This is a genomic window from Glutamicibacter sp. 0426 (assembly GCF_001906485.1).
GTDB lineage: Bacteria > Actinomycetota > Actinomycetes > Actinomycetales > Micrococcaceae > Glutamicibacter > Glutamicibacter nicotianae.
Genome location: NZ_MPBI01000005.1, coordinates 200,593 through 223,814 on the forward strand (window position 1 = coordinate 200,593; position 23,222 = coordinate 223,814).

The following is a 23,222-nucleotide window of genomic DNA, read 5'->3' on the forward strand; positions in this document are numbered from 1 at the left end:
ATAGAAACAGATTGCGCACGCATTACTTGGCTAATTAACCGGGCTAGGCCTTGCCCATGCGCTTGCGCAGGGCATCGACCCGCTTGATCACCAGCGGACGCCACGTGGCCACCGCTGCCACTAGGAACAACAGCAAGGCCATCGGCACCACCAGGACCACCGGGATGAAGGCGATGGACACCACTGAGACAGCAATCACGGCAGCCCAGAGGTACAGCAGGATCACCGACTGGCGCACCGAATGGCCCTGGGCCAGCATCCTGTGGTGGATGTGCTTGGCGTCCGGTGAAAAGGGTGAGCGTTTGTTGGCCAGCCTGCGGAAGACCGAGAGCACAAGGTCCAGGACTGGTAGGAACACGATGACCATCGGCAGCAGCATCGGCATGTAGGCAGGGATGTTGCGGAAGCGCCGTGCCTCCAGCCCCTGCACATCCCCGGTCACCGCGATCGCGGCCACCGAGAGGACCATGCCGATGGCCAGCACCCCGGTCTCCCCCATGAAGATATTCGCCGGGTTGAAGTTGTGCGGCAGGAAGCCCAGGCAGGCGCCGAGCAGCAGCGCGCAGAGCAGCGCCCCGATGTTAGCGTAGTCATCCGCGCTCACATGCGTGGCCAGCACATAGGAATACACGAAGAAGGTCGCCGCGCCAATGGCGGCCAGGCCCGCGGCCAGGCCATCGAGCCCATCGGAGAAGTTGATCGCGTTCATGGTCAGCACGATCAGGAACACCGTCACCGCGATCTGCAGCCACGGCTCATCGATCTGCCACGAACCGACCGGCAGCGACTGGATGACGATTCCGTGGGTGGCGATCAGCCAGCCGATCAGGATCTGCCCGGCGAGCTTCAGCCACCACTTCAAGTCGAACATGTCATCGGCCAGGCCCATGAGCACGATGACTCCCAGCGCATAGGCGATGCCGCGGATGGCTTCGTCATTGCCGAAGACCCCGCGGAAGAAATGGAAGTTGCTCGCGAGCCATAATCCTGCGGCGAAGGCGGCGATGATTGCCAGCCCGCCGAACTTCACGATCGGCTTTTCATGCTGGTCGCGCTCGCGCACCAGCTGGTTCCCGGTAAAGCGCTGGCCGAACGTGCGCACGATCGGCGTGAGCAGGAACGAGACCGTAAAGCTGAACGCTATGAGCAGGACATATGTTCTCATGCGCCGGTTTCCGGTGCGTCCTGTCCCAAATCGAGAATTCCAGGGACGACCACGCGCAATTCCTCAATGGAAATTGCACCCGAGCGGACTACCTGCAGGTGCGCACCGGTGCAATCGATGATGGTTGATGGCAGGACTTCTTCGCCGGCCGCACCGCGCGGACCGCCGTCGAGGTACACATCCACCGACTCGCCCAGCTGGGCGATGGCCTGCTCCACATCCAGTGCCGCCGCGTTGCCGGTGCGGTTGGCCGAGGACACTGCCAGCGGGCCGGTCTGGCCCAGCAGTTCCAGGGCGGTGTCGTCGTTGGGCACGCGCAGCGCTACGGTGCCGCGGGTCTCCCCCAGATCCCAGGTCAGCGACGGCTGGGCGTGCAGGATCAGGGTCAGGCCGCCTGGCCAGAAGGCTTCGGCCAGCTTCCGGGCCTCATCGGGGATGTCCCGGGCCAGCCCGTCCATGGTGGCGGTCTGGGCAATCAGCACCGGTGGCGGCATGGTGCGGCTGCGGCCCTTGGCCGCCAGCAGCATCGCTACGCCCTGGGCGCTGAAGGCATCGGCGCCAATCCCGTAGACGGTATCTGTGGGCAAGACGATGCAGCGCTTGTCCGCCAATGCGGCCTTGGCTGCAGCGATGCCGTCAGCGTGTTCCTGCTCGTTGCTTACCGAAAATGTTGTGCTCACGGGATCATTCTTTCATGCACTGGTGTGTCGTTTGGTTATTGGGGCGCGTAGCCGGATGTGGCGCGGGCGCGCCCGGTGAGGTCCTGGTGGCCGGCAACCTGCGTGAACCCTGCTTCGCGCAGCATCGCGGCCGCGCTCTCGCGCTGCACTTCGGCGTGTTCCATCACGTACCAGCCGCCGGGACGCAGCAGCGTCAGGGCCTGGGCCGTGACGGCTCGCGGGACCTGCAGCCCATCCTCCCCCAGCCCGTACAACGCCATCTCCGGGTCGTGCTCGCGCACCTCGACCTCGCGCGGCACCGCATTCGGCGGGATGTAAGGCGGATTGGAGATCACCAGATCCATGGTGCCTTCGAGCTGGGAGGGCACCTGCGTGGCGTCCCGGTGCAGCACGGTGACCCCGTGGGGTTCGCAGTTGGTCCGGGTGTAGCCGATAGCATCATCCGAGAGCTCCACGGCCCAGACGCTGGCCGTCGGCACCTCGCTGGCCAGGGCCGCGGCAATGGCGCCGGAACCCGAGCACAAGTCGATGCACCGCGGGCTGCCGATCCCGTGGGCCGCCAGGAAATCAAGGCCCAGCTGCACCACGGTTTCGGTTTCCGGCCGCGGGGTGAAGACCCCCGGCCCGACCTTCAGTTCCAGGTAGCGGAAGTAGGCGACGCCGGTCAGGTGCTGCAGCGGGATGCGGGTGCGCCGGGCGGCCACCAGCGCGGTGAACTGCTCCCGGTGCTCCGGACCGAGGCCGTCGCCGCGCAGCTCGCGCAGCTTCAGCTGCGCGCGGTCGATGCCCAGCACATGGCAGAGCAGCAGATCGGCATCGACGCCGGGGCTTGGCACCCCGGCGTCGGCCAGCGCCGCAATCGCCTGGCGGCGTACGGCAGATAGTTCTTCCAAGGCGCAGTTACTCGCCCAGCGCTGCCAGGCGCTCTTCCTCGTCCATCTGGATGCAGGAGTCGACCACCGGCTGCAGGTCGCCGTCCATCACGGCGTCCAGGTTGTAGGCCTTGTACCCGGTGCGGTGATCCGCAATGCGGTTCTCCGGGTAGTTGTAGGTGCGGATGCGCTCGGAGCGGTCCATGGTGCGGATCTGGCTGGCGCGCTGCGCCGAGTTCTCGGCGTCGATCTGTTCCTGCTGGTGGGCCAGCAGGCGCGAGCGCAGCACGCGCATCGCGGCTTCGCGGTTCTGGATCTGCGACTTCTCGTTCTGCATGGCCACTACGATGCCGGTAGGCAGGTGGGTGATGCGCACCGCGGAGTCGGTGGTGTTCACCGACTGGCCGCCTGGGCCCGAGGAACGGTAGACGTCGATCTTCAAATCATTCTGGTGGATATCGACTTCTTCGGGCTCGTCCACTTCGGGCAGCACCAGCACGCCGGCGGCCGAGGTGTGGATGCGGCCCTGGGATTCGGTGACCGGCACGCGCTGCACGCGGTGCACGCCGCCCTCGAACTTCAGCTGGGCGTAGACGCCTTCTGCCGGGTCGTTGGAGTTGCCCTTGATGGCCACCTGGGCGTCCTTGTAGCCGCCGAGGTCGGACTCGTTGTAGGAGATCATCTCGACCTTCCAGCCCTTGTGCTCGGCGAAGCGGGTGTACATGCGCAGCAGGTCGGCCGCGAACAGCGCCGCTTCGTCGCCGCCTTCGCCGCCCTTGACTTCGAGGATCACGTTGCGGCCGTCGTTCTCATCGCGCGGGATCAGCAGGCGGCGCAGCTTCTCCTCTAGCGCCGGCAGCTCGGCGGTCAGGGTTTCGACCTCTTCGGCGAAGTCCGGATCCTCGTCGGCCATTTCCTTGGCGGCTTCCAGGTCCTCGGTGGCGGTGTTCCACTTGTTGTAGGCTTCGACGATGCCGTTCAGCTGGGCCGAACGGCGCCCGAGCTTGCGGGCCAGCGCCTGGTCGGCGTACACCGCTGGATCCGAGAGCTGCGCCTGGATGGCTGCATGCTCTTCTAGTAGCGATTTGACGGACTCGAACATGGTGGTGTGCTTCCTTGTTGGCGTTTTCCGCGCAGTGCCGGCGCTTGGCGCTGCCCGGGCACTGCTGGAATTCAATTCTAGACGCTGCGCCGGCGGTCACCGGCGTGCGAGGTGTCACTACGCGCCGATGGCGTCCAGCCAGCTGCCGAGGTGGCAAGCTGGCTGGACGCCATGGCGGTGGATGGTGCTAATCCTTGTTTGGAGTGGTCTTGTTGACCAGCATCAGGAATTCCGCGTTGGACTGGGTCTCGCGGATCTTCCCGGTGAGCACCTCCAGTGCCTGCTGCGGATCGATGCCCGAGAGCATGCGGCGCAGGCGCCACATGATGCGCACCTCTTCGGCACTCATCAGCTGCTCTTCGCGGCGGGTCGAGGATGCGTTGACATCCACCGCAGGGAAGATGCGCTTCTCGGCCAGCTGGCGCGAGAGGCGAAGCTCCATGTTGCCGGTGCCCTTGAATTCCTCGAAGATGACCTCGTCCATCTTGGATCCGGTCTCCACCAGGGCGGTGGCCAGGATGGTCAGCGAGCCGCCGTTCTCGATGTTGCGGGCGGCACCGAAGAAGCGCTTCGGCGGGTACAGCGCCGCCGAGTCCACGCCGCCGGAGAGGATGCGTCCGGAGGCCGGTGCTGCCAGGTTGTAGGCGCGGCCCAGGCGGGTCATCGAGTCCAGCAGGACCACGACGTCCATGCCCATTTCCACCAGGCGCTTGGCGCGCTCGATGGCCAGCTCGGCCACGGTGGTGTGGTCATCTGCCGGGCGGTCGAAGGTCGAGGCGATGACCTCGCCCTTGACCGTGCGCTGCATGTCGGTGACTTCTTCGGGGCGCTCGTCGACCAGCACCATCATCAGGTGCACCTCTGGGTTGTTGGTCGTGATGGCGTTCGCGATGGACTGCAGGATCAGGGTCTTGCCGGCCTTCGGCGGCGAGACGATCAGGCCGCGCTGGCCCTTGCCGATCGGGGCGACCAGGTCGATGACGCGCGGGCCGACCAGCTTCGGGTCGGTTTCCAGGCGCAGGCGCTCGGTCGGGTACAGCGGCACGAGCTTGTTGAACTCGACGCGTTCCTTGTTGTCTTCCGGCTTCTTGCCGTTGACGGAGGTCAGCTGCACCAGGGCGTTGAACTTCTGGCGCGGGTTCGGGGTCTCGCCCTCGCGCGGCTGGCGGATGGCGCCGACGATGGCGTCGCCCTTGCGCAGGTTGTACTTCTTGACCTGTCCCAGGGTGACGTAAACGTCGTTCGGGCCGGGCAGGTAGCCGGAGGTGCGGACAAACGCGTAGTTCTCCAGCACGTCCAGGATGCCGGCGATCGGCAGCACGACATCGTCTTCGCTCAGCGGCGGCTCGTCGTCGTCGCGGCGGTTGCGGCGGTTGCGGTTGTTCCGGTCGTTGCGGTCGTTGTTGCGCTCACGGCGGTTGTTCCGGTCATTGCGGTCATTGTTGCGCTCGCGGCGTTCACGGCGGTCATTGCGCTCGCTGCGTTCCGAACGCTCCTCGGTGTTCTCCGAGTCGTTCGAGTCGTTGTTGCGATCATTGCGATCGTTGTTGCGCTCACGGCGGTTGTTCCGGTCATTGCGATCGTTGTTGCGCTCGCGACGCTCTTCGCGGCGGTCGGTGCGCTCTTCGGCGTTCTCCGGCTCGGCGGCGTCATTGCGCTCGTTGTTGCGCTCGCGGCGGTTGCCACGCTCACGGCGGTTGCCGCGCTCGCGGCGCTCTTCGCGTGCTTCGCCGTTGTTCTCGGCGTTCTCTGCCGGTGCCTCGGCTGGCTCGGTGCCCTGCTCTGCAGCCTGCTCAGCTGGCTTGCTGCTGCGCGAGTTGCGGCGCTGGCGCGGGGCCTTGGCTTCCTCTGCTGGGGCCTGCTTCTCGGCAGGTGCTTCGGCGGCTGCTTCCTTGGTTTCGGCAGCAGCGGCAACCTTGCCCGAGTCGGTCACGCGGCGCGAGGTGCGGCGTGCGCGAGCAGGCTTTTCTGCCGGTGCTTCGGCAGCTGCCGCGGTTTCCGGTGCGGCGGTGGTATCGGCCTCGGCCTGCTCCTTGGCTGCGGCCTTCGGAGCGCGGCGTGCGCGGGCCTTGGTTTCCTTGGCCGGCTCGGCGGCGGCTTCGCCCTTGGCTGCAGGTGCTTCGGCCTTGGCCGACTTCGCTTCCTGCGCGGCCTTGGCTTCCTGCGCTGCCTTGGCATCCTTGGCGGCAACGGAGCCGCCGCGCTGGTGGTCGCCGATGGCCTTGACCAGATCGGCCTTGCGCATCCGCGAACCGCCGGTGATGCCCAGCTGCGAAGCCAACTGCTGGAGCTGGGTCATTTTCAAGGAGGCCAGACCGGCGCTCTTGTTTTCGGAAGTCTTGGTGTCCACGCCTTCGTTGAGGCTCGTGGTTTCGGTCACGAAAGTTCCTTCTGACTCGTAGGATGGGCCGCTTCAGGCAGGCCCACTATGCCGTAAATGATGTTCCGTAGCCGAAGATTCCGTGGCTACTTCACTTTCTCCCCGCAAGATAGCCCAGAATTCGGAGCAAAACTGCGGTGGATTAAAGAAACTGATATCCCCTGGGCACGAAGACGTACCTGGATGCGGGATATCAAAGGTGCTGCGAACTGCAGGGAAATCCGGAGCGGCTGGAGGGATGAAATGGGGTTCAAGAACCGAATTTATCCGCATCAACACTGGCCACAAATGATTCGGACCGGGCTACTGCCCAGCGATCCGGCCTGCCATGGTGTTACAGCACTTCTACTGTAACACCGTTATTGGCAAGCTTGGGAACTTCAGCACGCCAAGACACTGAAGAACTCGCAGAAAATTCGTTGATCACCGCTTGCACGGCAGCTACCTGGTCCTCGCTGGATACCAGGGTCATCACCGTTGGGCCGGCACCGGAAACCACTGCGGCCAATCCGGCATCGCGCAGCTTGGCAATCAGTGCGGCGCTTTGCGGCATGGCCGCAGCCCGGTAATCCTGGTGCAGGTAGTCCTTGGTGCCGCCCAGCAGCTGGCTTGGGTCATTGCTCAAAGCGTGGATCAGCAAGGCGGCACTAGCGCTGTTCGCCGCGGCCACCGCATGCTCGATATGCGAGGGCAGTGCACCACGGGCCACTTCGGTGGACAGCCCGTTGGAAGGGATGGCCAGCACCGCACGCAGATCCGGGTGCAATGGCACCTGCACGGAGCTGAAGCTGCCATCGGGATTCGTGGCAGAAATGCTCAAACCGCCAAAGACCGCAGGGGCCACATTATCCGGGTGGCCTTCCCACGCGGCCGCGGCCTGGAAGATTGATTCGGTTCCACGACGTGCCTCTGCTGGCAGCAGCGCGTCGGCCGCAGCATAGGCGGCAACGATCGCCGCTGCGGACGAGCCCATACCCCGAGCATGCGGAATGCGGTTATGCGCCACTAGTTCCACGCCTACCGGGGCGAAGCCGGCGTCTTTCCAGTAGCGGTGCATTTCCTTGATGATCAGGTGGGATTCATCGCGTGGCAGCTCATCGGCCCCGTCACCGAAAATCTCGACGCGGCTGGAGTGCGCGGTGCCCACTTCGAGGCGGTCGCGGTATTCCAGGGCCAGGCCCAGCGAATCGAAGCCAGGGCCGAGGTTGGCGGAGGTAGCCGGCGGGGAAACGATCAACTTCTGGCCCAGGGCGATCTGCTGCGTCATGGTTCCTTCAAGAATTCGGTGCGAGTGGTAATGGGTGCGCAACGGCCCGCCACGGCCGGCTCCCCCGTTTCCGGGAGACCCATTGGCGCGGCGGGCCGTTGGCTGGCCAGAAGAATTCTGGCCGAAGGCGTTTAGGCCAGGCCCAGGGCGCCGGCGACCTCGACTACGTCGAAGGCCACCTTCTTTGGTGCGACGTCCGAGCCGTCGGCCTGCTTCAGGGCCCAGTCAGGATCCTTCAGGCCGTGGCCGGTTACGGTGATCACGATCTTCTTGCCGGTGGGCACGTTGCCGGCGGCGTGGTGCTTGAGCAGTCCGGCGACGCCGGCTGCCGAGGCGGGTTCCACGAAGACGCCTTCGCGCGAGGAGAGCCAGCGGTGCGCGGCGAGAATTTCCTCATCGGTGACCGAGTCGATCTGGCCGCCGGACTCATCGCGGGCTGCTTCGGCCTGTTCCCAGGAAGCCGGGTTGCCGATGCGGATCGCGGTGGCGATGGTGTCCGGTTCGGTGATCGGGTGCCCGGCAACAATCGGAGCGGCGCCAGCTGCCTGGAAGCCCCACATGATCGGGTTCTTGGTGGATACCGGTTCGAGGACCTTGCCGGCCTCGTTGGTCCACTGCGTGGAGTACTCCTTGTAGCCCTTCCAGTACGCGGTGATGTTGCCCGCGTTGCCTACCGGCAGCAGGTGGTAGTCAGGTGCATCGCCCAGGAAGTCCACGACCTCGAAGGCGCCGGTCTTCTGGCCCTGGATACGCGCAGGGTTCACCGAGTTGACCAGGAATACCGGGTAGTTCTCGCTGAGCTTGCGGGCGACCTCAAGGCAGTTATCGAAGTTGCCGTCGATCTGGATGATGTCTGCGCCGTGGGCGATCGCCTGGGACATCTTGCCCATGGAGATCTTGCCGTCCGGCACCAGCACGGCGCACTTCAGCCCGGCCTGGGTGGCGTAGGCGGCAGCCGAGGCGGAGGTGTTGCCGGTGGAGGCGCACACCACTGCCTTGGCACCGGCGGCGACCGCAGCGGTCATCGCCATGGTCATGCCGCGGTCCTTGAAGGAACCGGTCGGGTTCATGCCCTCGACCTTCAGGTACACCTCGTTGCCGGTTTCCGCCGACAGCGCCGGGGCGTAGACCAGCGGGGTGCCGCCCTCGCCGAGCGTGATGACCTTGGTGTTTTCGTCGACTGGCAGGCGATCGGCGTATTCGCGGATCACTCCGCGCCACTGGTGAGCCACGTTAGTTTCCTTCAACTCGCATAACGGATAGTACACAGTGCACCGCGTCCAGCGCGGTGAGCGCCTCGACGGTGCTGGCCAGGGCCGCTTCGGTGCCCTGGTGGGTCAGGATGCGCAGCTGCGCGCCGGCTTCGGCGTCGACCTGCTGGCTCATCGACTCGATGGAGACCCCGTGCTCGCCGAAGACGGTGGCGATGGCCGCCAGCACGCCCGGCTGGTCCTTGACCGACAGGCCGATCCAGTAGCGGGTGTCGATGGCTTCGAAGTCCAGCAGCCGCGGGGCCTGGCTGACCGAGCCGTTAGGCAGCGGGGCCCCGGCGGCGATCTGCCGGGCCACGGCGACGACATCGCCCATGACCGCCGAGGCGGTCGGATTGCCGCCCGCGCCGGCGCCGTAGAACATCAGGTCCCCGGCGTTCTCGGCCTCGACGAACACGGCGTTGAACGCGCCGTGCACGGTGGCCAGCGGGTGGCTGCGGCGCACCAGCGCCGGGTAGACGCGCACCGAGATCCCGGCTTCTGCGCGTTCGGCGATGGCCAGCAGCTTGATCACGTAGCCGGCGGCGGACGCGGCGGCGACATCGGCGGCGGTGACCTCGGTGATGCCCTGGGTCCAGACCTGCTCCGAGGACACGGTGGTGTGGAAGGCCAGCGAGGCCAGGATGGCCGCCTTCGCGGCGGCGTCGTGCCCGCCCACGTCGGCGGTCGGATCGGCTTCGGCGTAGCCCAGCGCCTGGGCTTCGGCCAGCACGTCGTCGAACGCGGCACCGGTGGTGTCCATCGCGTCGAGGATGAAGTTGGTGGTGCCGTTGACGATGCCCATCACCTTGGTGATGTGGTCGCCCGCCAGCGAATCGGCGATCGGGCGCAGGATCGGGATGGCCCCGGCCACCGCCGCCTCGTAGCGCAACTGCGCGCCGTTGGCGGCGGCCAGCGCGTTCAGCTCGGCGCCCTTGAGCGCGATCAGCGCCTTGTTGCCGGTGATGACGCTGGCGCCCTTGGACAGCGCGGCGGCGATGTATTCGCCGGCCGGCTCCATGCCGCCGAGCAGCTCGATGACCACATCGGCCTGGGCGATCAGCCCGGGAGCGTCGGTGGTGAAAAGCTCCTGGGGCAGCGCCGCATCGCGTTTGGCATCCAGGTTGCGCACGGCAATGCCGATCAGCTGCAGGCCGGCGCCCGAGCGGGCCGCCAGTTCATTCGCATCTTCCAGCAGGATCCGGGCCACCTGGGCCCCGACGGTGCCGCAACCCAGCAGGGCTACCTTCAGGTTCTTTTCGCCGCTCAATTAAACTCCCATGTCGCGGGCCAACAAGTCTGTTTCCGTTTCCCTGCGCACGATCAGGCGGGCTTGGCCATCGCGTACAGCTGCCACCGCGGGACGGGTGAGGTAGTTGTAGTTGCTCGACAGCGCCCAGCAGTAGGCGCCGGTGGCCGGTACGGCGAGCAAATCGCCGGCCGCCACGTCCTCGGGCAGGTAAACGTCCTTCACGACTATGTCACCTGACTCGCAATGTTTCCCAACTACACGAGAAATAATTGCGTCGCTTTGCGTCATACGGCTGGCCAGCACGGCGGTGTATTGCGCGTCATAGAGCACCGGACGCGGGTTGTCGCTCATCCCGCCGTCCACCGAAATGTAGCGGCGCGGATGCAGTGCTCCAGTTTCGTCTTCCACCTGGACGTCCTTGCGCACTCCGGCCTCGTAGAGGGTGAAGGTGGACGGGCCGGCGATGGCGCGGCCCGGCTCGATCGAGATGCGCGGGCAGTCCAGTTCCAATTCGGCACAGGTGGCAGAGACCACCTCGGCCATCTGGCCGGCCAGCTTGGATGGAGTGGAGGGGTGGTCTTCGGAGGTGTAGGCGATGCCGTAGCCGCCGCCCAGATCCAGCTCGGGCAAGGATACGCCGTGGATCTCGCGGATCCGGGCCAGCAGCCCGAGCATGGTGCGCGCGACCATGGCGAAGCCTTCGGCCTCGAAGATCTGCGAGCCGATGTGGGCGTGCAGGCCCAGCAGCTTGATGTTCTTCGCCTCGATCGCCTGGGCGACCGCGCGCAGCGCAGGCGAGCTGCCGGAGGCGTCGTCCAGGATGGACAGGCCGAACTTCTGGTCCTCGTGCGCGGTGGCGATGGCCTCGTGCGTGGAGGCGTGCACGCCGGGGGTGATGCGCAGCATGACCTGGGCGGTCTTGTCCATGGCGTCGGCGATGGAGATCACCCGGTCCAGCTCGTCCAGCGAGTCGATGACCAGGCGTCCCACGCCCATCTCGATGGCGCGGGTGATCTCGGCTGCCGACTTGTTGTTCCCATGCAGCGAGAGGTTGGCGGCCGGCACCTTGGCGGCGCCGGCCACTGCCAGCTCGCCGCCGGAGCAGGTGTCAAGGCGCAGGCCCTCGTCGGTTACCCAGCGGGCCACCTCGGTGCACAAGAACGCCTTGCCGGCGTAGTAGACGTCGACTCCCCCGCACAGGTCCTTGAACGCCTCATCGAAGGCGGTCTTGAATCCGCGCGCGCGGGCACGGAAGTCGTTCTCGTCGAGCACGAACAGCGGGGTGCCGAATTCGGCTGCCAGCGCGGAGACGGGAAGGCCCTGGATGGACAGTTCGCCGCCAACCTCGCGGGAAACCCCCGAAGCCCACTCGATCTGACGAAGCGCGTTGATGTTTTCCGGGAAGTGCAGCCATTGCGGGGCTAGCGGCGATACGGCCATAGGGTCTTACATCCTCTCTGGGGCGGAAACGCCCAGCAGTTCCAATCCATTTGCCAAGACGGTGGTGGCGGCGTCGTTCAGCCACAGGCGGGTGCCGTGCACCGGTGCGACAGCTTCGTCTTCGCCCATCGGGGTGATGCGGGTGGCGGCGTACCACGAGTGGTAGGCGCCGGCGACCTGCTCCAGGTAGCGGGCGATGCGGTGCGGCTCGCGGAATTCAGCGGCGCCGGCAACCACCGACGGGAACTGGCCGAGCACTGCCAGCAGCTCGTTTTCGGTGGCGTCGGTCAGCAGCGCGGCGTCGAACTCATCGCGGGTCACGCCCTTGGCGGCGGCATTGCGGGCCGCGGCGCAGGAGCGCGCGTGGGCGTACTGCACGTAGAACACCGGATTGTCGTTGGTGTTCTTCTTCAGCTGCTCCGGGTCCAGTGCGATCGGCGAATCGGCCGGGAAGCGGGCCAGCGAGTAGCGCAGCGCGTCGGCGCCGATCCAGTTGATCAAGTCGCGCAGCTCGATGATGTTGCCGGCGCGCTTGGAGAGCTTGGCACCGTTGACGCTGATCAATTGGCCGATCAGCACTTCGATGTTCTTTTCCTTGTCATCGCCGGCGCAGGCGGCAATGGCCTTCAGGCGGTTGACGTAGCCGTGGTGGTCGGCGCCGAGCAGGTAGATCTTCTCTTCGAAGCCGCGGTCCTTCTTGGACAGGTAGTAGGCGGCGTCTGCGGCGAAGTAGGTAGGCTCTCCGTTGGCGCGGATCAGCACGCGGTCCTTGTCATCGCCGAAGTCGGTGGTGCGCAGCCAGACGGCTCCCTCCAAATCGAAGATGTGGCCCTGTTCGCGCAGGCGAGCCACGGCGTCGGCGACCGCGCCGCCCTCATGCAGGCTGGTTTCGGAGAAGAACACGTCGAAGCTGACGCCGAAGTCGGCCAGGGTCTTCTTGATGTCTTCGAGCTGCGCCTTGTAGGCGGCCTCGCGCAGGGCGGGAATGGCCTGCTCTTCATCCAGCGTGCCCAGTTCGGGGTTCTGCGCCAGGACGATATCGCCCAGCTCCTTGATGTATTCGCCGGGGTAGCCGCCCTCGGGCACCGGCAGGCCGTGGATGCGGTTGTAGACCGAGCGGGCGAACACGTTCATCTGGTTGCCGGCGTCGTTGATGTAGTACTCGGAAGTGACCTCGGCGCCCGAGGCGCGCAGCACGCGGGCGATGGCGTCGCCCAGCGCGGCCCAGCGGGTGTGGCCGATGTGCAGCGGGCCGGTAGGGTTCGCGGAGACGAATTCCATGTTGACCACGTGTCCGGCCAGGGCCTCGTTGTTGCCGTAGGCGGAACCTGCCTCGACGATGGCGCGGGCCAGAGAACCGGCAGCGGCTGCGTCCAGGGTGATGTTCAGGAAGCCGGGACCTGCGATGTCCACGGCGCCGACTCCCGGGACCGAAGCAAGCCGGGCAGCCAGGATCTGCGCGAAGTCGCGCGGGGCCATGCCGGCCTTCTTGCCCAGCTGCAACGCGATGTTGGTTGCCCAGTCGCCGTGCTCACGGCTCTTCGGGCGGTCCACGCGGACCGTCTCTGGCACCTCGACTGAGATTTCACCGGCGGCTACGGCTTCGGTGAGGCATGCGGATATTGCTGCGGAGAGTTCTTCAGGAGTCACCGTTCAAGAATACCGGTAATTGCAGTGCTTCTTCAGCATTCATGACTCCCAGCGCCTGTGAGACTGGCCCAAGCCGGTGACTTTTGCAACACATCAGCACCGGGGTGGTTGAATTGCGCAGATCAACGCACGACCTGATAGTATTTTTCCTGTTGCCCGGCAACACGCCTCTGTAGCTCAGTGGATAGAGCGTCTGCCTCCGGAGCAGAAGGCCGAAGGTTCGATTCCTTTCAGGGGCACCAACGAAATTGCAGGTCCTGGTTGATCCAGGACCTGCAATTTTTTTATTTCCCCAGCGGTGTGATCTTCCACCGCAGATCAGCTAAACACTGGCGGTTCTCGCCCAGCTGGTGGTTATCTTGGGGCATGACCGATTCAACGCAGGCCCACCCGGATGAGCCACACGATCAGAACTTCGCCGAACGCCTGAACTGGCTCCGCGCCGGGGTGCTCGGCGCGAATGACGGCATCGTTTCGGTAGCCGCCACAGTTGTTGGCGTCGCCGGCGTCACCAACCACACCGCCCCCATCTTCACTGCCGGAATGGCCGCGGTCATCGGCGGAGCCATCTCGATGGCCCTGGGTGAATATGTTTCGGTCAGCAGCCAAAGTGATTCGCAGCGAGCCCTGGTTGAAAAGGAGCGCCAAGAACTCCGTGACGATCCCGACGCGGAGCTCGCTGAGCTTGCCGGAATCTACGAGGCCAAGGGATTGAGCCAGCACACCGCGATGCAGGTAGCCACCGAGCTGACCGAGCATGATGCGTTGGCAGCACATTTGTCCGCCGAGCTGAATATCGATGAAGAAGAAGTCGTCAATCCTTGGCATGCCGCCTATGCATCGGCGGCGTCCTTCATTGTCGGCGCCATCTTGCCCATGCTGGCGATCTTACTGCCGCCGGAACAGATCCGCATTCCGGTGACCTTTGCCGCGGTACTCGTAGCCCTCGCACTTACCGGGACGCTCGGCGCCTACATCGGCGGAAGCTCCAAACGCGTGGCAGCGCTGCGCCTGGTCATCGGCGGTGCCCTGGCCTTGGCCGCGACCTTCGCCATCGGCTCACTGCTTGGCTCCAGCGGAATTATCTAGCCCACGAACTCCGGCCTGGGAAACTATTCATGGACACCCCATCGATAACTTTTGCTGAAGCGACACCACCGGATTCGAAGCACGTCCAGAGCGCTGCGAAAATCTGGGCGCAGGCTGCGGCCCAACGCGATCACAAGCCCCTGCCTTTCGACGGCAGCCAAGCACTGGCCGGCGTCGAGCGTCGTTTGGCCCTGCCTGGTGCCAGGCTCGTGGTCGCATCCGAGGACGGGGTTCCAGCAGGATTTACCCTCTGCTCACCGCAAGATGGCTATCTGGAGATCTACTACGTCGCTGTTGCGCCGGATTTCTGGGGACAGGGCGTGGCACGCGAACTCTTGGCCGAAGTGGACCACTTCGCGCAGAAGGCCGGTTCCCACGATTTGCGTCTATGGGCCATCGCCGATAATTCACGGGCCATCAAGCTGTATCAGGCCAACGGCTACCGTCCTACTGGTGAAGAACTCAGGGATGAAGCTTCGGGACGAGTGGAAATCCTGTTGTCCAAGACACTGCGCTAAAACCCTGGCTTAAAAACAGCAAGGGCTTTGCCACCCCCTCGGATCGGCAAAGCCCTTGATACTGGACAATTCAGCTACTGCAGCATGGTCTTGTCATCGAGCTGCGCGCCCTTGATCTTGCTGAATTCGTCCAGCAAGTCCTGGACGGTCATCCTGGACTTCTCTTCCTGGTTCAAATCCAGGATGATCTGCCCGTCGTGCATCATGATCAGCCGGGTGCCCAGCTGCAATGCCTGCTCCATGTTGTGCGTGACCATCAACGTGGTCAGCTGGTGGCGTTCGACAATTTCCTTGGTCAAGCGCGAGACCAGCGCCGCACGCTGCGGATCCAGGGCCGCGGTGTGCTCATCGAGCAACAGGATCTTCGGCTTGGAGAAGGTGGCCATCAGCAGGCTCAGCGCCTGGCGCTGGCCGCCGGAGAGCAGGCCCACCTTCGTCTTCAGGCGCCCTTCCAAGCCGAGCTCCAGGGACTTCAGCTCCTCGACGAACAGCTCGCGGCGCTTGGAGCCCACGCCCAGGCCCAGTCCGCGGAAACGGCCGCGGGCGTAGGCCAGCGCCATGTTCTCCTCGATGGACATGGTCGGCGCGGTGCCGGCCATCGGATCCTGGAACACCCGGCCGATGTACTTGGCGCGGGAGTAGTCGGCCATCTTGGTGACATTCTTGCCCGCAATGGACACCGAGCCGGTATCCGGCTGCAGCTTGCCGGCGACCATGTTCAGCACGGTGGACTTGCCGGCGCCGTTGGAACCGATGACCGTGACGAATTCACCGTCCGAGAGGTTCAGGTTGATGTTGCGCAGCGCCTTGCGCTCGTTGACGGTTCCCGGGAAGAAGGTGCGGGACAGGTTCTTGATCTCAAGCATTGGTGCGAACCTCTTCCTTGGATTCGGTGACGGGCGCCGGGGTGCGCTTGAAGGACTTCACGATCTTCTGGAAGCCCTTCCACTTCGGCAGCAGCAGGGCAACGACCACGAGGACCGCGGAGATCAGCTTCATGTCGTTGACCTCCAATCCGGCCGACAGGGCCAGCTGGATGACCAGGCGGTAGATCACGGCGCCGAAGACCACCGCAATGGCGGCCAGCCAGATGTAGCGCTGGGTGAAAATCGCCTGGCCGACGATGACCGAGGCCAGGCCGATCAGGATCAGGCCGATGCCCATGCCGATGTCGGCGAAGCCCTGGTACTGGGCGATGACCGCGCCGGAGAGCGCCACCAGGCCGTTGGACAGCGCCAGGCCCAGGATCTTCTGGTTATCGGTGCTTACGCCGAAGGAGCGGATCATTTCCTGGTTGTCGCCGGTGGCGCGCATGGCCATGCCCAGTTCAGTGTGCAGGAACCAGACGATTGCCGCGACGAAGACCAAGCAGACGCCGAAGAGGATCGCCACCGAAGCGGCCGAGCCGAGGATGCCGGCGGCCCGCATCGGGCTGATCAGCGTTTCCTCGCCGAGCAAGGGGGTATTGGCCTTGCCCATGATGCGCAGGTTGACCGAGTACAGCGCGATCATGGTCAGGATGCCGGCGAGCAGGCCGTCAATCTTGCCCTTGGTATGCAGCAGGCCGGTAATGACACCGGCAACCATGCCGGCGAAGAAGGCCAGCACGGTGGCCAGCCAGGGATTCATCCCGTTCACGATGCCGACCGAGGCGACGGCTGCACCGGTGGTGAAGCTGCCGTCGACGGTCAGGTCGGGAAAGTCCAGGATGCGGAAGGTCAGGTACACCCCGAGCGCCATGATGGCGTAGATCAGGCCGAGTTCAACCGCTGTGATCATGTGTGGATCCTTGAGTTGTAAGTTTTTTGCGAGTTATCACGACGAAAGGCGAGGCGTCAGGTTATGCGCCTCGCCTTTCGTCGATAAGTTGTTGCCGGGGTTTAGTAGACCTCGACGGCTTCCGATTTCATCTCATCGGTGAATTCGATGCCTGCTTTCTTGGCGGCATCTTCGTTCAGGTACAGGTCGACCTCGGAGATAGTCTCCACCGGCATGGTTGCCGGCTCGGCCTCGCCCTTGAGCAGCTTCACGGCCATGGCAGCGGTCTGCTCGCCGAGCTTCTCGTAGTTGATGCCGTAGGTTGCGGTCGCGCCGCGCTTGACGGACTCGCCGTCAGCCGAAATGACCGGAACCTTGTTCTTCTGGGCAACCTGCAGCAGGCCTTCCAGTGCGGAGACCACGGCATTGTCGGTCGGGACGTAGTACGCGTCGACATCCAGCGAGCTGGCGGCCTGCTGGACTTCGCTGGAAGCCGAGACAGCGGCTTCCTCAATGGTCAGGCCCAGGCCCTTGGCGGCCTCCTTGGCCATCTTCACCTGGACGGCGGAGTTCGCTTCGCCCGAGGAGTAGACGATGCCGACCTTCTTGGCATCCGGCACCAGGTCCTTGAGCAGCTGCAGCTGCTCATCGACCGGGTTCATGTCCGAGGTGCCGGTGACGTTTGCGCCCGGGGCTTCGTTGGAAGCAACCAGCTTGGCATCCACCGGGTCGGTCACAGCCGAGAAGAGCACCGGAACATTGGTGATCGCCTGAGCGGCTGCCTGTGCCGATGGGGTGGCTACTGCCAGCACCAGGTCGATATCCGAATCGGCGGCCAGCTTGCCGGCGATCGAGGTGTTCGTGGCCTGGTCGGTTTCGGCGTTGTTCTCGTCGTAGCTGATCTTCTCGCCCGTGTAGCCGGCTTCTTCCATGCCTGCCTTGAAGCCGGTGACCACTGCATCCAGCGACGGGTGCGAGACGAACTGGGAGATGCCGATCTTGACTGGTTCGTCGCCGCCGCCGGCGGCACCCTGTTCTCCGCTGCCGCCGCAGGCGGTCAGGGCCAATGCGCCAGCTGCTGCGATCGCAGCGAATTTCATGGCGGTGAAGCTCTTCATTGAAGTTCCTTTCAAAGTTCCCTTGCGAGTGATTCCCACCGATAGCGCGGATGCCAGGTTATGAAGCGCAACTGGTGCGCAGCATGCGGGAACCGTCCAGGCATCGCGACGATGATTACCCACGATCTTACATGTGAACGACCTCACCTTGCCTACAATCAAGGTCGTTTCCTAGACGATTGCCTCTTGATACCGATTCTGATGGACACAAACGATCCACTTCTGGCCGGAATCTGGAAGTTTTGTATTTGGCGGCCCGAAGTTGTCGACAATTGCTTGGACAATCTGAAAATTTGACTCCTGGACCCCTGCTTGCCGACCGCCTGGGTTATTGCATTTCTGCTGCCCGGCCAGGCTCCGGCCCGGCGGCCACCACGAAAATGCGGGGCGTGAATAGAATGGGAACATCATGGCGCTCAGCATTACGTATCCCGAAGCACTTCCTGTCTCAGCCCGCCGAGAGAACATCCTCGACGCGGTGCGCGAAAACCAGGTAGTGGTCATCGCCGGCGAAACCGGTTCGGGCAAGACCACCCAGCTTCCCAAGATGCTCATCGAACTCGGCCTGGCCGAGCAGGGCATGATCGGGCACACCCAGCCGCGCAGGCTCGCCGCGCGCACCGTGGCCGAGCGCATCGCCGAGGAGATGGGCACGACCATCGGCGAGGAAGTCGGCTTCCACGTGCGCTTCACCGGCGAGGTCTCGCGCAAGACCAAGCTGAAGGTGATGACCGACGGCATCCTGCTGGCCGAGATCCAGCGCGACAAGCTGCTGAAGAAGTACTCGGCGATCATCATCGACGAAGCCCACGAGCGCAGCCTGAACATCGACTTCCTGCTCGGCTACCTCAAGCAGATCATGCCCAAGCGCCCGGATTTGAAGATCATCATCACCTCCGCCACCATCGACCCGCAGCGCTTCGCCGCGCACTTCGGCAAACAGGATGCCAAAGGCGAACTGGTCCCTGCCCCGATCCTGGAAGTTTCCGGGCGCACCTTCCCGGTGGAGCTGCGCTATCGGCCGCTGCAGGCCGAAGAGCCGATGGACGCCGACGAGGCGGCGGAGAACACCTTGGAGGAAGAGCGCGACCCGCTGGATGCGGTGACCGACGCGGTCAAGGAGCTGAGCGGCGAAGCGCCGGGCGACATCCTGATCTTCTTCTCCGGCGAGCGCGAAATCCGCGATGCCGCCGATGCGCTGCGCGCGATGGTCACCGCCAACAAGCGCCTGCCGCGCTACGAGGTGCTGCCGCTGTTCGCCCGGCTGTCGCTGGCCGAGCAGCACCGGGTCTTCCACCCCGGCGGCGCCCCGCGCATCATCCTGGCCACCAACGTGGCGGAGACCTCGTTGACCGTGCCGGGCATCAAGTACGTGATCGATACCGGCACCGCCCGCATTTCGCGCTACTCGCACCGCACCAAGGTGCAGCGCCTGCCAATCGAGCGCGTCTCGCAGGCCAGCGCCAACCAGCGCTCGGGCCGCTGCGGCCGCGTCTCCGAGGGCATCGCCATCCGCCTGTACTCCCAGGAGGACTACAACTCCCGACCTGAGTTCACCGACCCGGAAATCCTGCGCACCAACCTGGCCAGCGTGATCCTGCAGATGATCTCCATGGGCGTGGTGGCCTCGGCCGCCGAGGTCGCCAGCTTCCCGTTCGTCCAGCCGCCCGAAGCCAAGGCGATCACCGATGGCGTGAACCTGCTGCGCGAGCTCGGGGCGCTGGGCCAGGACAAGCCGGCCAAGCTCACCGAGGTCGGCCGGAAGCTGGCCCAGCTGCCGCTGGATGTGCGCCTGGGCCGGATGATCGTCGAATCCGCGCAGCGCTCGGTCGCCAAGGAGGTGATGGTGCTCGCCGCCGGGCTGAGCATCCAGGACCCGCGCGAGCGGCCCAGCGAGGAGACCGGGCAGCGCGAGCGCGCCACCGAGCTGCACAAGCGCTTCGCCGACGGCAAGTCCGACTTCATCGCGCTGCTGAATCTGTGGGCCTATCTGCAGGAGCAGCAGAAGGAATTGTCCTCCTCGGCCTTCCGCCGGCTGTGCAAGGCCGAGTTCATCAACTACCTGCGCGTGCGCGAGTGGCAGGATTTGTTCACCCAGCTGCGCCAGCTGGCCAAGCCGCTGGGCATCACCGTCGCGGCCGCCCCGATCGAGCCGGCAGCCAACGAAGACGAGGTGCACAAGTCGCTGCTCTCCGGCCTGCTCGGGCACATCGGGCTCTATGACGAGCGCAAGCGCGACTACCAGGGCGCACGCGGCACCCGGTTCGCGATCTTCCCCGGCTCGGGCCTGTTCAAGAAGTCCCCGACCTGGGTGATGTCCGCCGAGCTGGTGGAGACCTCGCGGCTGTGGGCGCGCACCAATGCGGCGATCGACCCCGCCTGGGTGGAGGAGCTCGCCCCGCATTTGCTCAAGCGCACCTATTCGGAGCCGCACTGGTCCAAGCGCAACGGCTCGGTGATGGGCTACGAGAAGGTCACGCTCTTCGGGCTGCCGATCGTCCCCCGCCGGCAGTTCCACTACTGGCGGGTGGACAAGGACCTGGCCCGCGAGCTGTTCATCCGCCATGCGCTGGTTGAGGGCGATTGGCGCACCCACCACAAGTTCTTCGCGAAGAACCGCGCGCTGCTCGAGGAAGTCGAGGAGCTGGAAACCCGCATGCGCCGCCACGACCTGCGCATCTCGGACGAGGACCTGTTCGCGTTCTACGATGCCCGGGTGGGTGCCGAGGTGTACTCCGAGCGGCACTTCGACCGCTGGTGGAAGAAGGCCCGCGCCGCCGACCCGGCGCTGCTGGACTTCGACCCCGAGGCGCTGCTGGCCGAAACGGACGCGGTGGACGAGACCGCGTTCCCGACCACCTGGAAGCTCGGCGGCATCCACCTGCCGCTGTCCTACGAGTACAACCCGGCAGCATCCGCCGGCGAGGGCGATGGCGTGTCGATCACCGTGCCGGTGGTGTTCCTCAACCAGCTCGATCCTGCCCGCTTCGCCTGGCTGATCCCGGGGCTGCGCCACGAGCTGCTCACCGCGCTGATCCGCTCGATGCCCAAGGCGATCCGCAAGAACTTCGTGCCCGCCCCGGATGTGGCGTCCAAGGCGCTGGGGATGCTGGAGGCGGACTTCGATCCGGACACCGACGAGCTGGCCGAGTCCCTGGCCCTGGTGCTGCGCCGGCTGCGCGGCATCGTCGTCGACCCCGCCTCCTTCGATTTCGCCGCGCTGCCCGCGCACCTGCGCTTCGGCTTCACGATTACCGACGGTTCGGGCAAGGTGCTCGGGCGCGGGGACGATCTGGCTGCGCTGCAGTACAAGTTCGCCGCCGCCAACCGCGCTGCGCTGGCCAGCGGGGTCAACTCCCCCGGGGCGGCCGCTCCGGGCGCAGCCGGCAAGCCCGGGACCCCGGGGGCGATGGCTTCCTCCTCGAAGCGGCAGAAGAAGGGAGCCAAGGCCGCCGGATCCGCGGCCGCTGGCTCCGCTGCCACCGGGGCCTGGGACCAGCGCGGGCTGGATCACTGGCCGCAGCTGGAATCCGCCGGCGAGACCCTGGGCGATACGCTGCCGCAGAAGGTGAGCACCACCGTGATGGGCCAGCAGATTACCGCCTACCCGGGGTTGCTGGATACCGGGGACAAGGTGGACCTGACGGTCTTCCGCACCCAGGCCGAACGCGACGCGGCACACCGCACCGGCGTGATCCGGCTGCTGATGCTGCGCCTGCCGCCAGCGGCGAAGTTCGTGATCTCGCACCTGAAGAACGCCGAGAAGCTGGTGTTCACGCAGAACCCGCACGGCTCCATCGAGAAGCTGATCGCCGACTGCACCATGGCAGCGGTGGACCAGCTGGTGCCCGAACGGCTGCCGATGAACCGCGCCGAATTCGAGGCGCTGTTCGAAACCGTGCGCGCCGAGCAGATCGATACGGTCTTCACCATCACCGCGATCGTGGCGAAGGTGTTCGGCTCCTCCACCCGCATCGCCAAGGATGTGAAGAACACCAAGTCGCTGGCGATGTTCGCGGCGGTGAGCGATATCCGCTCGCAATTGGAGCAGCTGATCTACCCGGGCTTCATCGCCGCTACCGGCGCGCCGCACCTGATGCGCCTGCCACGCTACCTGCAGGGCATCGAGCTGCGCCTGGACAAGCTGCGCGGCGGTGCGGTCACCCGCGACGGGCAGGCGTTGTCGATCATCCAGAAGCTGGAGGACGAGTACGATGCCGCGCTGGACAAGGTGCCCGAGGGCGCCCGGGTGCCGGCCGGCTTGGCCCAGGTGAAGTGGATGCTGGAGGAAATGCGCATCTCGCTGTTCGCCCAGGAGCTGGGCACCGCCTACACGGTCAGCGAGAAGCGCATCCGCAAGGCGATCAAGGATTCGCTGGCGCAGCTATAGCGGCCAGGAAAGGATCCCGACATGCACGGCGGTACCGCCGGGCACGCTGAGCACCGCGTTGGACTTCAGCAGGTGCAGCCCCACGGTGGCCGCCAGCGCGGCGGCCACCGGCCAGGCCACTGCCGGATCCATGATGCCGGTGGGCAGCGTGGCAGCAACCAGCACCACCATGATGCCCAGCGGCATGCGCAGGGCGAGGTAGTTGATGAACCCGTTGCTGCGCAATTTGGCGATGAAGGCGAAGGGCAGCGCGCGCAGCCCGAAGGTCACGGCGGTGCTCACCGCGATGGCCGAAAAGAGGTACAGGCTATCGGGCATTGCTTCCTTCTTCCTGAAGCGGCGCAGCGGCAGGCTCGCCGTCGCCAGCACCGGTGCGCCGGCGCACCAGGTAGGCCACCGCCAGTCCGGCCAGGAACATCGCCATGGCCATCACCATCATGCTCTGCGGCGCGATCCAGCTGGCCACCACTGCGCTGATCAGCGCCAGGCCGGACAGCGGAATACTGCGGTACGCCTTGAACGCTTCGATCGCCAGCACCGCAAACAATGCGGTCACCGCGAATTCCAGGCCCTTGATGGATTCGGGGATCAGTGAGCCCAGCAGCGCCCCAGCCAGCACGCTGGTGGTCCAGCTTGCATGGAGCAGGCCCTGGATGGCCAGGATCCGCGTCGAGGAATAATTGTTCCGCTCCGCCTGCAGGGTCAGCGCGTAGGCTTCATCGGTCAGTGCGAACATGCTGTAGATCTTTGCGCCCTTGCCCCTGCCCCGGTGAAGCCTCCCATATGACCATGCGCAAGGTCCGCGGCTAGGCCTTCACAGGGCTGAAGGCCGGCTCAGGCCTCGGGCACGAACTGGCCGTGGCCGTCCTGGCGCAACCCCTCGCGCAGCGCCTGCGCGTTGTTCTCCATGGCCTGCGGATCCGGGTTGTCGGCCGCCCGGGACAAATCGAAGTCGGCCAGCGAATTGGTCGGCCAGACATGCACATGCAGGTGCGGTACCTCGAAGCCGGCGATCATCAGCCCGGCGCGCTGCGCGGAGAACACGCGCTTCTGGGTGCGCCCGATCTTGGTGGCGACCAGCGTCAGGTGCGCCATCAGCTCGTCGGGGGCGTCGGTGAACTCGTCGATTTCCTCGCGCGGAACCACCAGGGTGTGCCCGTCGGACAGCGGCCCGATGGACAGGAACGCCACGCACTGCTCGTCCTTCCAGACGAAGCGGCCGGGAATTTCCCCGTTGATGATCTTGGTGAACAGCGTGCTCATTGCTGCCTTTCTGCGTTGATTGCTGAAT

18 protein-coding genes, 1 tRNA gene and 1 pseudogene are annotated in these 23,222 nt (G+C 65.2%); 4 read left to right on the plus strand and 16 right to left on the minus strand.

Annotated features, from left to right (window positions below; genetic code table 11):
- Positions 1 to 43: 43 nt before the first annotated feature.
- From BKX98_RS13600 to argS, 10 genes are all read right to left on the minus strand, one after another.
- Positions 44 to 1,165, minus strand: coding sequence for an MraY family glycosyltransferase (locus BKX98_RS13600; protein ID WP_073707642.1), 1,122 nt, complete (start codon positions 1,163 to 1,165; stop codon positions 44 to 46).
- The gene (locus tag BKX98_RS13605; RefSeq protein WP_038990453.1) at positions 1,162 to 1,845 is read right to left on the minus strand and encodes an L-threonylcarbamoyladenylate synthase; all 684 of its coding nucleotides are present in this window, start codon (positions 1,843 to 1,845) and stop codon (positions 1,162 to 1,164) included. The genes BKX98_RS13600 and BKX98_RS13605 overlap by 4 nt, the downstream gene beginning before the upstream one ends.
- Positions 1,846 to 1,880: 35 nt before the next feature.
- Positions 1,881 to 2,738, minus strand: coding sequence for a peptide chain release factor N(5)-glutamine methyltransferase (prmC, locus tag BKX98_RS13610; protein WP_073707643.1), 858 nt, complete (start codon positions 2,736 to 2,738; stop codon positions 1,881 to 1,883).
- Between the two features lie 7 nt (positions 2,739 to 2,745).
- Positions 2,746 to 3,819 carry a peptide chain release factor 1 gene (gene prfA / locus BKX98_RS13615; RefSeq protein ID WP_038990452.1) on the minus strand — a complete coding sequence of 358 codons (1,074 nt, stop codon included), beginning with the start codon at positions 3,817 to 3,819 and terminating at the stop codon, positions 2,746 to 2,748.
- A 187-nt stretch (positions 3,820 to 4,006) separates the two neighbouring features.
- Complete coding sequence (gene rho / locus BKX98_RS13620; protein ID WP_073707644.1) at positions 4,007 to 6,199, minus strand: transcription termination factor Rho; 2,193 nt, start codon at positions 6,197 to 6,199, stop codon at positions 4,007 to 4,009.
- Positions 6,200 to 6,533: 334 nt separating this feature from the next.
- Positions 6,534 to 7,466, minus strand: coding sequence for a homoserine kinase (gene thrB / locus BKX98_RS13625; RefSeq protein WP_073707645.1), 933 nt, complete (start codon positions 7,464 to 7,466; stop codon positions 6,534 to 6,536).
- Between the two features lie 131 nt (positions 7,467 to 7,597).
- On the minus strand, positions 7,598 to 8,698 hold the full coding sequence (thrC, locus tag BKX98_RS13630) for a threonine synthase (RefSeq protein ID WP_038990449.1): 1,101 nt from the start codon (positions 8,696 to 8,698) through the stop codon (positions 7,598 to 7,600).
- A gap of 1 nt (position 8,699) precedes the next feature.
- The gene (locus BKX98_RS13635; protein WP_066137615.1) at positions 8,700 to 9,986 is read right to left on the minus strand and encodes a homoserine dehydrogenase; all 1,287 of its coding nucleotides are present in this window, start codon (positions 9,984 to 9,986) and stop codon (positions 8,700 to 8,702) included.
- Positions 9,987 to 11,408, minus strand: a complete 1,422-nt coding sequence (gene lysA / locus BKX98_RS13640; protein WP_073707646.1) for a diaminopimelate decarboxylase — start codon at positions 11,406 to 11,408, stop codon at positions 9,987 to 9,989.
- Positions 11,409 to 11,414: 6 nt separating this feature from the next.
- Positions 11,415 to 13,058, minus strand: coding sequence for an arginine--tRNA ligase (gene argS, locus BKX98_RS13645; RefSeq protein WP_073707647.1), 1,644 nt, complete (start codon positions 13,056 to 13,058; stop codon positions 11,415 to 11,417).
- A 166-nt stretch (positions 13,059 to 13,224) separates the two neighbouring features.
- Here argS and BKX98_RS13650 point away from each other — a divergent pair.
- The 3 genes from BKX98_RS13650 to BKX98_RS13660 all read left to right on the plus strand — a co-directional run bounded on the left by BKX98_RS13650 (position 13,225) and on the right by BKX98_RS13660 (position 14,665).
- A tRNA-Arg gene (locus BKX98_RS13650) sits at positions 13,225 to 13,300 on the plus strand.
- 124 nt (positions 13,301 to 13,424) lie between these two features.
- On the plus strand, positions 13,425 to 14,147 hold the full coding sequence (locus BKX98_RS13655; protein ID WP_073707648.1) for a VIT family protein: 723 nt from the start codon (positions 13,425 to 13,427) through the stop codon (positions 14,145 to 14,147).
- A 29-nt stretch (positions 14,148 to 14,176) separates the two neighbouring features.
- Complete coding sequence (locus BKX98_RS13660; RefSeq protein WP_073707649.1) at positions 14,177 to 14,665, plus strand: N-acetyltransferase; 489 nt, start codon at positions 14,177 to 14,179, stop codon at positions 14,663 to 14,665.
- A gap of 74 nt (positions 14,666 to 14,739) precedes the next feature.
- Here BKX98_RS13660 and BKX98_RS13665 read toward each other — a convergent pair whose 3' ends face one another.
- The 3 genes from BKX98_RS13665 to BKX98_RS13675 form a co-directional block, all read right to left on the minus strand.
- The gene (locus BKX98_RS13665) at positions 14,740 to 15,531 is read right to left on the minus strand and encodes an ABC transporter ATP-binding protein (RefSeq protein ID WP_038990443.1); all 792 of its coding nucleotides are present in this window, start codon (positions 15,529 to 15,531) and stop codon (positions 14,740 to 14,742) included.
- Positions 15,524 to 16,444 (minus strand): ABC transporter permease, encoded by a 921-nt coding sequence (locus BKX98_RS13670; protein WP_038990442.1) that lies wholly within the window; start codon positions 16,442 to 16,444, stop codon positions 15,524 to 15,526. The genes BKX98_RS13665 and BKX98_RS13670 overlap by 8 nt, the downstream gene beginning before the upstream one ends.
- A gap of 101 nt (positions 16,445 to 16,545) precedes the next feature.
- Positions 16,546 to 17,541, minus strand: a complete 996-nt coding sequence (locus tag BKX98_RS13675) for an ABC transporter substrate-binding protein (RefSeq protein ID WP_073707650.1) — start codon at positions 17,539 to 17,541, stop codon at positions 16,546 to 16,548.
- A gap of 409 nt (positions 17,542 to 17,950) precedes the next feature.
- Here BKX98_RS13675 and hrpA point away from each other — a divergent pair, with 409 nt between their 5' ends.
- Positions 17,951 to 21,931 (plus strand): ATP-dependent RNA helicase HrpA, encoded by a 3,981-nt coding sequence (gene hrpA / locus BKX98_RS13680; RefSeq protein ID WP_073707651.1) that lies wholly within the window; start codon positions 17,951 to 17,953, stop codon positions 21,929 to 21,931.
- Here the strand turns inward: hrpA and BKX98_RS13685 are convergent.
- The 3 genes and pseudogenes from BKX98_RS13685 to BKX98_RS13695 all read right to left on the minus strand — a co-directional run bounded on the left by BKX98_RS13685 (position 21,926) and on the right by BKX98_RS13695 (position 23,194).
- Complete coding sequence (locus BKX98_RS13685) at positions 21,926 to 22,249, minus strand: branched-chain amino acid transporter permease (protein ID WP_073707652.1); 324 nt, start codon at positions 22,247 to 22,249, stop codon at positions 21,926 to 21,928. The genes hrpA and BKX98_RS13685 overlap by 6 nt on opposite strands.
- Positions 22,239 to 22,679 (minus strand): annotated as a pseudogene (locus BKX98_RS13690) (branched-chain amino acid ABC transporter permease); the annotation flags it as partial. The pseudogene BKX98_RS13690 and the gene BKX98_RS13685, both read right to left, overlap by 11 nt.
- A gap of 86 nt (positions 22,680 to 22,765) precedes the next feature.
- The gene (locus BKX98_RS13695) at positions 22,766 to 23,194 is read right to left on the minus strand and encodes an HIT family protein (protein ID WP_066137601.1); all 429 of its coding nucleotides are present in this window, start codon (positions 23,192 to 23,194) and stop codon (positions 22,766 to 22,768) included.
- Between the last annotated feature and the right edge of the window lie 28 nt (positions 23,195 to 23,222).